Source organism: Runella sp. MFBS21 (genome assembly GCF_029433105.1).
Lineage (GTDB): Bacteria > Bacteroidota > Bacteroidia > Cytophagales > Spirosomataceae > Runella.
Window position 1 is genome coordinate 25568 of record NZ_JARNTW010000019.1, and the last position, 12986, is coordinate 38553.

Sequence of the window (12986 nt, forward strand, 5' to 3'; positions counted from 1 at the left end):
CGGCTAACAGGTGAAGTCAAGAATCCACTTTTGAAGAGCTTTAAAAGTTTTGGGGCGGGCTACTTTTTCTATCGCTACTTTGCTAGCAATAGAGAGAGAATTTTGGAAATGTTTTTTTAGCCAATCGCCTTTTAACAAATGACTTGGCAAAGGAAAATGCTGTGTAAACTCCAGTGGACTTTCGGTGAATTTCACCGTCCCTGTTTTGCTTGAATACGGTCTTTGAAGAATAATCACTTTTTTTAACGGAACAGGCTCTGTAGGAAAAAGCGAGAGGGGCTGCTGATACAAGAATTTGTTGTGTCCTTCAAAAGCTGGTTGGAGAGATTTTTTGTCAAACCCTAGATTGTCAACGCTATTTTCCCAAATCTTAACTTGTGGAAACCCCGGTAACACACAAGGTTGACCTGTAGCATTAAACGCAATAGCCGTCAAATCGTCACTCAAAATAGGGTGATTATGTTGGGCAAATGCCGCCAAGGTGGTTGATTTGCCCGCCCCAGGACGTCCCAAAAACACCAGGGCTTGCTCCTTTACTTTTACGGCACTTCCGTGTAATAAAAAAAGTCCTTTTTGAAGGAGCAGTAACCCAATGGCTTCACTCAACACAAAAAGTCGAAATACATCGTCATCATCCCCGAGCCTTTTATAGCCTAAATGATTGGGGGATAGTACCTGAAAGGTCGCGATGTCTTCCCAGTGCAATACAGGCAATGAATAGTCATGACCTACTTGTGCTTGCACCCCCTTGCGATACACATTGGCGTAGGTTAATTTGGGTACTGACAAGGGTGTAGATGATATATAAAAATCAGGTATACCCTGAACTTCAGGGAGCTGCAAGTCGAAATCTGACTCAATGATGTAGCTATAAGCACGAAAAAGCATTAACAATCATTTATCTATGAGCCTATGGAAGAAGCTAAATATCTGGTGTGAGTTCAATAAAACACCACCACTATTCCCAAATCCAAATAGGAACATATGCAGTTAGAGGAGTATCTCCTATAATAATTTGCTGTTGTTTTTCTACCCAAGCATGAGCTCTAAAACTTTGATTTTCAGTATTGACTCCAATGGTTAATTTATACATGAAATCTCCACGTAGTAAATATTTAGTAGCCAATGCTTGGGGAAGGCATAATATTGAAAAAGGGAGGTTGTAGCTTACGGCTTTTACGGCCCATACTACTTTCTCAACATACGCATCAGAATAAGTTTTTGGTGAAACACCTATAAAAAGTTGATTGAACCAATGCCTAAATTTATGAAAAGGCAAGAAGACTAATCCTAATTTAATAAGACAGATATAAAAAAAAATTCTAATGATTAGATATTTATCTGACCACGTTAGAATACGAAATTTTTTATACCTTTTCCACCAATTTTTCATCTAAAAGCCTTTTTAGAAGAAGTGAAATGTCGTGGGTGCAAGTAGGCTCATCAATCTCAAAAACCTGCATTATGGCATCGGTTAATTCTACAACAGTCATAGGTTTTTGCTGAAGCTCTTCCCATACTAAAGTCCCTACTTCATCAAGCCCATAATAAACTCCCGCATTGGAATTTAGAATGATAGTTTCATTGTCAAGACTTGATGATACAGAATGATTAGAAATTTTAAAGTATTGTGTTAATTCAAAGTCCATGAGAAATTATTTTCTTTTAAATCGCAATTAGAACATCTGCTTGAAGCAATGGTTTTAGATATTGAATTTCAAACTCTAGCCCTAGCGGTTTAATATTCTGGCATATTGACTCAGTGGATTTGGTACCATCAAATTTTTTAAGAATTCGTACTACCATTTCATCGACAATAAAATTTACTTTATCTGTTGATACGTGATAGTCGCCATTTTCCAGAGGTTTAAGAACAAAATTGGAATTGAATTTCAAATATTCAGGAAAACTAGGATGTGTAAACGTATATTGAGTAGCTAATACTCGTTTTTTTAAGATTGCTTGGTTGACCCCTGTAATATTCTCAAATTGTTCAGCCGTTAGAGCATTGACGATACGGTAAGTCTCCTTATAAAATTCGATTTCTCGCCCGTACCACTCTCCCCACATTTGTTTATAATTGTTTTCTATCACTTCTCCTACTGCATTTTCAAATCTCAGTGATTCGGCCGTAGGTGTTTCTAGGGGGATTTGACTCGCATCCCATCCCATTTGAAGCATCGCATACTTAGAAAGTGAATACTCTACATACTTAAGATAATCGTCGAATGCTGTCCAAAAGTTATTACCTTCTTGCCCTCCTACAGATACACAAAAATGAGTGACACAGCAGTGTTCTCGGTATTTCCACACCGAACAGTGGCCTTTATCATAATAAGGGCATCTAAGAGAAGACACCTCATTGGCACTCCACAAATCTGTGGGGCGTTGGGCAGAATCCCTAATTCTTTTGTCGAGCAACTCATAATTGAGTGGATTAAGCACCCCAAAAGGCGTAACCCCTCGTTTGCTAGCAATAATAGCTTCCACACGCTTTTGGCCTTCCAAAAGCGTGTGGTCATTGTCACTTAGAAGTCCACCGATTAGATAATTGGTCAAGAAGGGATAATACGTACAGCATTTAGTACCGACAAAAGTACTATCTCTAGGCTGACACAATACACAATCATGACAAGTCGCTAAGGTTTCCTGAGGGATAGGCTTAGCGACTAAATCAACGAATAAATGATGGTAAACAGGAGGAAGTTTGTCTTGAATAGAAATGAGCATAGATATTTAGACTTACATCATTGCCATCCCCATCAAGCCATTCACATCCGCGGTATCGCTTCCTGCGTCTAGTGTTAGATTTTTTACTTGCCCAAATACCTTTACTTCAGGTTGTGAGTACGTTTTTTTGGCGTTTTGAGGAGTAGTAGTCAAGTTTTTCATAAAAGTAAGGAGATATTTATTTTATTACTTACACAAAAGTAGAAAAAAATAAAATAAAAAAAATAGAGTCGGTTTCTTTTTAGTTAAAAATCTTAATTTTTGTTTAACCAATCATTTAAGTAAATTACCCTCAATACCCCTAAAGCTTCTTGGGACGCAACTTCATTTTGTATTTTACTTAAAAAGTGAAAATATTTTTGCTGATTAATCCAGTCTATAAGTACGTCTTTTTGGGGATGCTTGGTATAGGGAGAGAGAGAACGAATAAGTGCTACCTGATGCCCTGAAAAACTTATTTTAGTTTTTCTACTTACAATTTCAGGGGGTAAATAATCTTTTAACCCTTGCCGGATAGTTCCTCTAAGGGCTCCATTGTCGAAGTTGATTTCAGTAGGAATAACTGCACAAAGCTCAATCAGACGCTTATCTAAAAAAGGGTGAGTATATATAAAACCCTTTCGAGTGCTCACGTTATTAAAGCTTTCGTTTTGTTCGATGATACTTCCTGCATAGACTTCTTTGATGGCCGGATGCATATCGGTTGGCCATTGAAATTGTTGTAAAAATAAATCTGATTGATAGAGAGAATTAGCTTTTTCTTTACTCAGGCAAGAATGTAGAGGTAGTGAAGCTTGAGGGGTTTCTGTAAAAAATAATCGTTTTATGCCCTTGTTTAATTCCTCTAATGAAGGAATATAATTTAAATTTTGGTAAGCACTTATTATCAAGCTAAATAAGGCTCGGTTTTTTTTTTGATGGAGATATTCTTTAAGTAGATATCCTACGTATTCGTGAGTATATTGCTTATAAAATAACTCTCTTTCAGGGCCTTTTTTATCAAAAATATCCACTACGCTGCTCACCGCTATTTTAAATGCTTGCCATTGTCTCTGCCTCAGCACTTCCATAATCCAACTTTTGCCATGCCCTACTATGGTATCACCTTCGTGGCCTGTAAGGGCTACTCTACTTCCATTGTTTGCTATAGCATCGGCTATAGCAAGGTGATTCATCGCGGGTACCACGCTGCTATCGGGCGTATCGTTGGCTTGCATTAACCACCGAGAACTTTCTTCAAAAGAATTCTTGGCCGTGACCCATTCATGGGAAATCCCCCCCCCGTTTACCACGCTTTGAGCGTATGCTTTCTCATCGGCTTCTGGATGTTGTACATCCATATATACAGTATGTAAAGTTTGGTTCCGTTTTTTTAAAATATCTCTTGCTACGACACTCACCGACGAAGAGTCAAGCCCACCGCTCAAATGAGAGCTTATTCCAAAGGGGGTACGAATACGGCATCTAACAGCCTCGATAAAAGTTTCTTTAAAAGCTTCTAAAAAATCATTTTCTGTGGTGAGATGAGCGTATTTTTGGGGATTAAAATGCCATATAAACTTTTTGTGAAGATGATTTTGAGTGATTAGAAGCCGATGCGCCGGCTCTAAGGAATAAATATGATTGTAGTAGGTTTCATTAGAATACATTCGAAAGTCAGACAACCAACATAAATACAGAGCTATTTTGGGTTCGTTAAGTTCATTTGGAACAAACGATAATCGTAGGAGTGCACCTACCTCTGACGCAAATGCCAAACAATGCCCTTGCTTATAATAATAGAACAAAGGACGAACGCCCATGTGGTCGCGCAATAAAAAGAGCTTCTGGTCTTGAGGATTCCATATCACAATAGCAAAATCTCCTATCAAATACTCACCGCAAGATTCTCCCCAATATTCATAAGCTGCTAAAATCAACTCCGAATCAGTGATACCTTCATTTTGAGGGGATTTTAGATTGAGTGTGGTAATCAGCTCTGCGCGATTATCAATGCGGGCATCAGCTATACATATACACCCTGAACGTCCTACAATAGGTTGTTTTTCATAGAATGATTCGTAGGTAATATGCCGCATCAAATGCGCCAATCCTACATGAGCTTCTTTAAAAATTCCTACTCCATCGCTACCGCGATGTGCTAGGGCTCCTATCATAATATCTATTTCATTTTCTACTGGTTTTTTATCAAAATAAATGATACCGCAAATGCCGCTCATAACGAAGTTCCCGTTGAATGTGGGTCGCAAATTTAATTTGTATCCCTCATAAGTTTAAATGATGCTCAAAATATAGTTCAAATCTTTCCAAACTCCTTTTGATTCTAGGGTAAATGCGTCTTTTTCATTACTTTAAAAAGTAGGTTTTATGCCAAACCACTTCTATTTTCACTAAAACAATCTTTCATATGAAAAGAGCCTGCCTGCTCCTGATTGGCTTTTTATCCCTGATGAGCACTACAACATACGGTCAAAGCAACGACCTCTACTTATTTGTGGGTACTTATACCACCAAAACTAGTGAAGGAATTTATGTCTATAAATTTAATACTAACACGGGCGATTTTACCCCAATCAGTGTGGCCACGGGCATCAAAAACCCGTCGTTTTTGGCATTATCACCTGATAAGCGCTATTTGTATTCGGTAGCCGAAATGAGCGGAGGCGCCGTCAGTTCTTTTTCGTTCGACCAAAAATCAGGTTATTTGACTATGCTCAATACCCAATCGGCGGGAGGAGATGGGCCTTGTCATGTGGCAGTTGATAAAACGGGCAAATGGGTCATTGTGGGGAATTATCGCGGGGGAAGTTTGAGTATTTTGCCCGTACAAGTCGATGGGTCGTTGGGCAAAGCCACCCAAACGATTCAGCATGAAGGGAGTAGTGTCAACAAAGAGCGACAAGAAAAAGCACACGTTCACTCTATCAATATTGCGCCTAACAATGAAGATATCTTTGTGCCAGATTTGGGAACCGACAAAATCATGACCTATCAGCTCAACACTCAAACAGGGCAGCTTACGCCCGGCACGCCCGCTTTTACGGCGGCTACTCCAGGAGCAGGGCCTCGGCATTTTACGTTTCATCCCAATGGTAAGTTTGCTTATGTCATTCAAGAATTAGACGGTACCGTTACTGGTTTTAATTATAAAAAAGGGCAACTAGCTCCTTTTCAGACGATTTCGACCGTGCCAGACGACTACAAAGGACGTAAGTGGTGCGCCGATATTCATATCTCGCCCGACGGCAAATTTTTGTATGGTTCCAATCGCGCCCACGAGAGCTTGGTGATTTATAGCATCAATCAAAAAAATGGACAACTGACGTATGTAGGACATCAAGATGTTTTAGGAAAAACTCCCCGTAATTTTATGATTGACCCCACTGGTAAATGGGTACTCGTGGCCAATCAAGATACCGACAATATCGTGATTTTTGGTCGTGACAAAAAAACGGGAAAACTTACCCCTACTGGCAAAGAAATCAAGGTGTCGATGCCAGTATGTTTGATAACACTGTAAACAATGAATCGTCGTCATTTTATTCAAAAAAACGCTTTTTGGGGCTTTGGTACGTTGAGCCTATCGCTACCGACTTCTCAGCTCAAAGCTGATACTCCTCGACTTTATTGGGCCAAGTTACTGTATAAAATCGCTTGGCCAGTTTTGAAAAATTTAGGAGATGAGACTTTAGTCAAAAATTGGAAAGTAGAATACAGCCCCAATTGGGATAATCGCAACCCTCAAGTGGCTTATTTGGAAGCTTATGGACGTACTATGGTAGGAGTAGCACCTTGGCTGGGTTTGCCCGATGAAGCTACAGAAGAAGGACAACTCCGCAAGCAACTCCGCGAAGCCGCACTCAAAAGCATCAAAAACAGCGTCAATCCCTCCTCTCCTGACTATATGCTTTGGCGCAAAGAAGGCCAAACGCTGGTAGATGCAGCCTTTTTGGCACAAGCCTTTCTGAAAGCACCTCATGCCTTATGGGAACCTCTCGACGATATTACCAAAAAACGGGTGATTGAGGAGTTTACTTTGCTCAGAAGGGTAGTGCCACCCAACAACAATTGGGTGCTCTTTGCAGCTATTGTAGAAGCATTTTTACTGTTGATTGGCGAAAATGCCGACCGCTACCGTATCGAATTTGGAGTACGCAAAATAGAGGAATGGTACGTAGGTGATGGTTGGTTTAAAGACGGTGAGGTATTTCATACCGACTATTATAACTCATTTGTGATTCAGCCTATGCTCGTAGATGTGTTGAAAACATGGCTAGATGTCAGCAAACGACAATCCCCTAATGGCTCTCATCGAGCATTACAAGAACGCTATGAGCGGGCCGTGAAACGAATGCAGCGTCATGCTGATTTTCTCGAACGGCTCATTTCTCCTGAAGGCACATTCCCAGCTTTTGGGCGAAGTGTAACTTATCGGTTGGCTGCTTTTCAATCACTCACTCACGCCGCACTTATTCATCAGCTACCCGAGGGCGTAAGTCCTGCGCAAGTACGCTGCGCCCTCACAACAGTAATGAAAAGGATGTTTGCCCAAGCAGGAATTTTTGACAAAGAAGGCTGGCTCACGCTTGGATTTGCTGGACATCAGCCTAATATTGCAGATTATTATTCCAATGCTGGAAGTATGTATTTGACCACACTCGGTTTTTTGCCACTTGGTCTGCCCGCCAATGACCCTTTCTGGACGGAGGCAGATGCCGAATGGACGCAACAAAAAGCGTGGTCGGGCAAACCTTTCAAAAAAGACGGTGCCGTCAATTATTAGATTTTATGCCATTCCTTCCTCTATTATTTTTAATCATGTCACATAACCTTCCTGAGATTGTTTTGCCCCAAAACCAATGGATTACTCTTCCAAATAAACACTTCAGTTTTGCTACCAATGGCAAAGAAGCTTCTCAAAATACAATTGTAAAACTCAAAGCGGATGACGAGTATTTGGAGGTAGAATTTGAGTGTCAACAGAATCCTTATTGGAAACAAAACACTTATCAACAACACAATACTGAAATGTGGAATCAGGAGGTGTTTGAAGTGTTTATTGCCGAAGGTTCAGAAACCCCCGTTCGCTATCTTGAACTAGAAATCAATCCAAACAACGCCCTTTTCGTAGGTTGGATTGACAATCCTACCAAAGAAGCCCCTCAAAATCTAACTTTTGTTCCTTACGAAAAAGCGGGTATCAAACACGAAGTAAAAGCTTCTGGCGAAACATGGACCGGCAAGATGCTCATTCCGTGGGCTTTGATTGGGGGCAAGAAAGAGGTATATCGTCTCAATTTTTTCCGCATTGTTTCTCTTCAATCCCAAGCTGACCCCGACTGGAAATGCACCCCTTCCAACTGCGACTTTACGTGTTGGAGTGCTACGATGAGCGGCGCTACCCCTCGCTTTCACCGCCCCGATGCTTTTGGAGTATTGAGATTAAAATAAGTTTTTGGCAACGTTGCCGACAACGATTGCATAAAAAAATCCAATAAATGAGTTGTTTTGTTATACTTTAAGGGCTAATCTCGTACAGATTTGTCGTATCCATAACCCAAACTCATGAAATCACTCCTACGGATTTTGTTTTTGGTGGCAATGACGGCTTTCCGTCCTGCCACCAATCAACTCACCATTTTTTTATGTGGCGACTCTACCCTTGCTGATAAACTTCCTGCCAATTTTCCCGAAAAAGGCTGGGGGATGGTTTTCCCAAGCTATTTCAACGAAGCCGTTCAGGTTCAAAATCATGCAGTCAATGGACGTAGTACCAAAAGCTTTATTACGGAAGGCCGTTGGCAAAAGGTAATTTCACAAGTTAAAAAAGGAGACTGGGTTTTGATTCAGTTTGGCCACAATGACCAAAAAGTAGCTGATACTACCCGCTCTGCTCCTGCGCAAACGCTTTATCGCCAAAACCTCATCAAATTTGTCAACGAAACGCGCGCCAAAGGTGGCAACCCCCTTTTGATTACGCCCGTGATGCGCCGTAAATTTGATGAGAATGGGGTTTTTGTAGACCAACATGGTGATTATCCTCAAGTAGTCAAAGAAGTGGCCAAAGAGCTGAAAGTCCCCATAATTGACCTACACACCAAAAGCCAAAAAGCCATTGAAAAGCATGGAGTAGAGGGTTCAAAGCTATTGTTTTTACATTATCCCAAAGGAGTTTTTCCAAGATCTCCCGAAGGGATTGAAGACAATACTCATTTCTCAGGCTATGGTGCGGCGGTAATGGCAAGTTTAGTTTTGGAAGGTATTATGGAACTACCGATTGATTTGAAGAGCTTTGTAAAAAAATCCATTTTTACTAACAAATACGAGTACGAATTACCCAAATATGCCACCCCGTATTTTCGTAAAGATACCTTCAATATCGCTCGCTATGGTGCCAAAGCCGACGGCATTACTGTCAATACCAAAGCTATCCAGCAAACGATAGATGTGTGTCATGCCGCTGGAGGTGGCACGGTAATGATTCCAACGGGTCTGTGGCTTACGGGGCCTATTGTCCTCAAAAACAATGTCAATCTGCATATTGCCAAAAACGCACTTTTGCAATTTAGCCGCAACCACGACGACTACCCTATCGTAATCACTACTTGGGAAGGGCAAGAATCTTACCGTTGTCAAGCACCTATTTGGGGAGTAGATTTGACCAATATTGCGATAACCGGAGAGGGTGTACTAGACGGTGGTGGAGAAGTGTGGCGTGCCATCAAACGCGACAAACAAACCAATGCTCAATGGGCCGCGCTCGTCAAATCGGGCGGAGTAGTAAGCGAAAAAGGCGATATGTGGTATCCGTCTGAGCAATCCAAAAAAGGTAATAACACACCCAATGCAGGACGTATTTTGAATGGAGTACATCCAAGTCAGGAAGAACTTGCCTCTTACAAAGATTTTCTCCGTCCCAATATGGTCAGTCTGACTCGTTGTAAAAACGTCCTCATTGAGGGTGTTACGTTTCAAAACTCACCCGCTTGGACCCTTCATCCGCTACTCTGCGAGCACTTAAGCGTCCGAAATGTAAATGTCAAAAATCATTGGTATGCCCAAAACAGCGACGCCATTGACCTCGAATCATGCCGTAATGGTATATTGGAAGGCTGTACTTTTGATACAGGCGACGACGGCATCACTATCAAGTCGGGGCGTGACGAACAAGGCCGTAAGCGAGGCATACCTACCGAAAACTTCATCATTCGTGACTGTAAAGTCTATCATGCACACGGAGGTTTTGTGATTGGTTCAGAAATGTCGGGAGGAGTTCGTAATTTGTTTGTGTCCAATTGTACTTTCATGGGCTCGGACGTCGGGCTTCGGTTCAAAACCGCCCGTGGTCGTGGGGGAGTCGTGGAAAATATCTACGTAACAGATGTGAACATGACCGAAATCCCCGGCGAAGCAGTACTTTTTGATATGTATTATGCTGCCAAAGATCCCGTACCTCTTGAAGGAGAATTCAACGAACTTCCTACCATAAAAGCCGAGCCACTCGGTGAAGGTACGCCACAATTCAAGGATTTTTACATCAAAAATATCGTATGTAAAGGGGCTGAAACGGCGATTTTGGTACGTGGTCTGCCCGAGATGAGCATCAAAAATATCAATATCGAGAATGCAATGATTGAAGCCAACAAAGGGCTTGTATGTGTAGAAGGGGAAAATATTAACCTCAAAAATGTAACGCTACTTACCAAAGATAAAACCGTAATGCAAGTCCAAAACAGCAAAAATGTCACTCTCGATGGTATCAAATATGGTACTGAAAAAGATGTTTTGCTTAAAGTAATGGGCAATCGTTCCGAAAATGTGCGCTTGCTTCATACAGATGCTACGCAAGCAAAAAAAGAGATCGAGCTGGGAGTAGGGGTAAAAAACAAAACTGTAAGTAAGAAGTAATGCTCTGTGGTGTACACATCTTGAAAAAATGGCGGGTCATTTGGTGAAATTACCCGTATGGAGATGTGTACACTTTACTCGTTTATCAATCAGTTTTTGACCATTCAAAAATAGTAGCGGCACTCTCCCCGTCAACCAACACCGAACCTTTAACTCCTTTCAACTTAAAAACAACTTCCAAAGCCCAAGCCAGCGACTTGGCTGTTTTTTGCTATTTTGGACATAGATTTTTAATCATAAAAAACTGAGCGTCGTGGGAAATCACAGTCCAATTATACCCTTTACACGCCTCTGATTGAGGAAGTTGCACAGGGTTGAGTTATCTGAGAAGCACTGACACACTTTCTTCCAGATACCCCCGCTTCATACATCGCCAATACCGCCTACCCAAATGCCTCTGGTGCTACAGGAGGCATAAAGCCCGAAATCATGCGGGTAAGTTTCAAATTCTCTTCGACTCACTTTTACCTCTTCGCTATAATTATCTACGCTTCTGAAGTAGCTCACTATAGTATTTCTTCTAATAATCTATAAGGGTCTCAAAACACAAATTTTGAGAAAAATACGGTCATCAAAAGGGGATTTTTCACATTGGCTGTGGGGAAGGCTTTATCTTAAGTTTGCATGGTGCAATTGCCCACTTTTAAGCAGATAGAATACAGTGCCTTACGATAATCAACTCATTTTTTACTTAAAGAATACCATTATCATGAAAATTTTACCAATCCGTTTGTTTAAGTATGCCCTTTTAGGGGGATTGTTCTTATACTCTACAATCTCCTGTAACAAAGGTGGCGATACTCCTCCTTTAATAGACCCTTCAGATGCTGTCAATGTAGGCAAAGCCCTTATTTTGCCTGACGGTACCGAAACCAAAGAAGGTACACCTCCTGCGCCCAGTACCAATACTCAAGCTCCTAAAGTAACTCCCGTAGTAACCGAACAACCTACCAACAACGGAAGCACAGAGACAGTACCTATTCGGTATTCTAATCTTAACAACGGTATTGGAGGCGTATATGCCCAAGTAGAAGGTGCTACCAATTATTATAACATTCCGCTTTCGGGAGGAGGCAATAGCACTTCAGGTACTATCAATGTCCCTATTGGTATCCCCGAAAATTTTGGAAGTGGCACTTTTGTACTTGTTTACTGTATCTATGACAGAAGCGGACGAGTTAGCAATATACTTCGTATTAGATTTACTATTACCCGGACCGAACCTCTCAAAAGCGGAGAAGGTCGTGCTACAGTAAATGGCCGAACAGTAAAAGCAACTGCCGTATGTGACCTCGACTTTGGCCCTTATGGACGCGGATACGGAATCCAAATCAATGACAATCAAATCATTATATTTTATAATATGCGCCAAGGAAATGTTCAATTAGGAGACTTAGAAGCCTTGATTGACAACAGTATAACTGGCGATATCACCGCACCTTTTGCATGGTATTTTGATGGTTCTTCTATATACTGGTCTGTTTCGGGCTCAGCTACTGTAAGCGGAAAGAAGATTTCGAGTTCGGCTACTTTCAGAGAAGCTTTTGGGTCACGAACTATTTCCATTACTGCTTCAGGAAATTGTCAATAGTCTGGTAGTTTACCTCTCAATCACCATGACTATGAAAAACTTTGGTTTCATTTTAGGCCTTTGGTCTTTACTGCCCCTTAGTATATGGGGGCAGGGCTTTACCACTAAGCTCTCGACTTCCGATACAAAAGAATACCTGAAAATAGACGCTTACGATTCGGATGAAAATAGAGGAAAAGTTTATTTTGGGGGATTTCTTGGCTACAATTATAGCACCATTTCGGTACCATCAGGTAGCGAAAAGCCCGATTGGTTTAGCAATGCCAATCTCGGGCTTACTTTTGGTTACGCCAAAAGAATCAATATTCAATTGGACGCCTTTCTAGTAACTACTGGTTTTAAGACCACCGACTACACCAATATCATCGCAAATGGAGGAGTAGTAAAAACCCAAACCTACGTCAATCGAATACTGGCACCCTTACAATTAGGGATTCATATTGGCCAAAGTAAGTCTTGGTATGTACAAGGTGGAGGGTTTGGGTCGTATTTATTAAATGGTCGGCAAACCGTTGAAAAAGGGAATATTACTCGAAAACAAGATCTTGATTTTTCGGGTAGCGAAGGGAGAATAGAATATGGGGCTGTGGGCGGGTTAGGATTTGTGAGCTATGGCGATAAGCGCAACAGGAAGTTTATAGAAGCAAGGTGGTATCATGGATTAGGAAATGATACTGGTCTGAGTTCGAGTAGCGGTTTCTTGCGCATGATAGCCTTCCATGTAGGTACTACTTTTTAAAGATAGTTCCCACTCATT

12 protein-coding genes are annotated in these 12986 nt (G+C 41.3%); 6 read left to right on the plus strand and 6 right to left on the minus strand.

Annotated features, from left to right (window positions below; all coding sequences use genetic code 11):
- Positions 1–3 precede the first annotated feature (3 nt).
- The 6 genes from P1X15_RS25335 to P1X15_RS25360 all read right to left on the minus strand — a co-directional run bounded on the left by P1X15_RS25335 (position 4) and on the right by P1X15_RS25360 (position 4949).
- Entirely contained in the window at positions 4–888 is an 885-nt protein-coding gene (locus P1X15_RS25335) for a serine kinase (protein ID WP_277340935.1), read from the minus strand.
- Positions 889–958: 70 nt separating this feature from the next.
- Entirely contained in the window at positions 959–1393 is a 435-nt protein-coding gene (locus P1X15_RS25340) for a lasso peptide biosynthesis B2 protein (RefSeq protein ID WP_277340936.1), read from the minus strand.
- Positions 1368–1649, minus strand: a complete 282-nt coding sequence (locus tag P1X15_RS25345; RefSeq protein WP_277340937.1) for a PqqD family protein — start codon at positions 1647–1649, stop codon at positions 1368–1370. Before P1X15_RS25345 ends, P1X15_RS25340 begins: the two co-directional genes overlap by 26 nt.
- 16 nt (positions 1650–1665) lie before the next feature.
- Positions 1666–2730 carry a hypothetical protein gene (locus P1X15_RS25350; protein ID WP_277340938.1) on the minus strand — a complete coding sequence of 355 codons (1065 nt, stop codon included), beginning with the start codon at positions 2728–2730 and terminating at the stop codon, positions 1666–1668.
- A gap of 12 nt (positions 2731–2742) precedes the next feature.
- A complete protein-coding gene (locus P1X15_RS25355) occupies positions 2743–2892 on the minus strand; it encodes a hypothetical protein (RefSeq protein ID WP_277340939.1) in 150 nt (49 codons plus the stop codon).
- A 92-nt stretch (positions 2893–2984) separates the two neighbouring features.
- On the minus strand, positions 2985–4949 hold the full coding sequence (locus P1X15_RS25360) for an asparagine synthase-related protein (protein WP_277340940.1): 1965 nt from the start codon (positions 4947–4949) through the stop codon (positions 2985–2987).
- Positions 4950–5137: 188 nt separating this feature from the next.
- Between P1X15_RS25360 and P1X15_RS25365 the strand changes: the two genes are divergently transcribed.
- The 6 genes from P1X15_RS25365 to P1X15_RS25390 all read left to right on the plus strand — a co-directional run bounded on the left by P1X15_RS25365 (position 5138) and on the right by P1X15_RS25390 (position 12968).
- Positions 5138–6250, plus strand: a complete 1113-nt coding sequence (locus P1X15_RS25365; RefSeq protein ID WP_277340941.1) for a lactonase family protein — start codon at positions 5138–5140, stop codon at positions 6248–6250.
- A 3-nt stretch (positions 6251–6253) separates the two neighbouring features.
- A complete protein-coding gene (locus P1X15_RS25370) occupies positions 6254–7513 on the plus strand; it encodes a DUF2264 domain-containing protein (RefSeq protein ID WP_277340942.1) in 1260 nt (419 codons plus the stop codon).
- A gap of 35 nt (positions 7514–7548) precedes the next feature.
- Positions 7549–8181: a carbohydrate-binding family 9-like protein gene (locus P1X15_RS25375; protein ID WP_277340943.1), complete on the plus strand. Its 633-nt coding sequence runs from the start codon at positions 7549–7551 to the stop codon at positions 8179–8181.
- Positions 8182–8295: 114 nt separating this feature from the next.
- Complete coding sequence (locus tag P1X15_RS25380) at positions 8296–10638, plus strand: glycosyl hydrolase family 28 protein (RefSeq protein WP_277340944.1); 2343 nt, start codon at positions 8296–8298, stop codon at positions 10636–10638.
- Between the two features lie 709 nt (positions 10639–11347).
- On the plus strand, positions 11348–12229 hold the full coding sequence (locus P1X15_RS25385; protein WP_277340945.1) for a hypothetical protein: 882 nt from the start codon (positions 11348–11350) through the stop codon (positions 12227–12229).
- A gap of 31 nt (positions 12230–12260) precedes the next feature.
- Entirely contained in the window at positions 12261–12968 is a 708-nt protein-coding gene (locus P1X15_RS25390; RefSeq protein ID WP_277340946.1) for an outer membrane beta-barrel protein, read from the plus strand.
- Positions 12969–12986 lie beyond the last annotated feature (18 nt).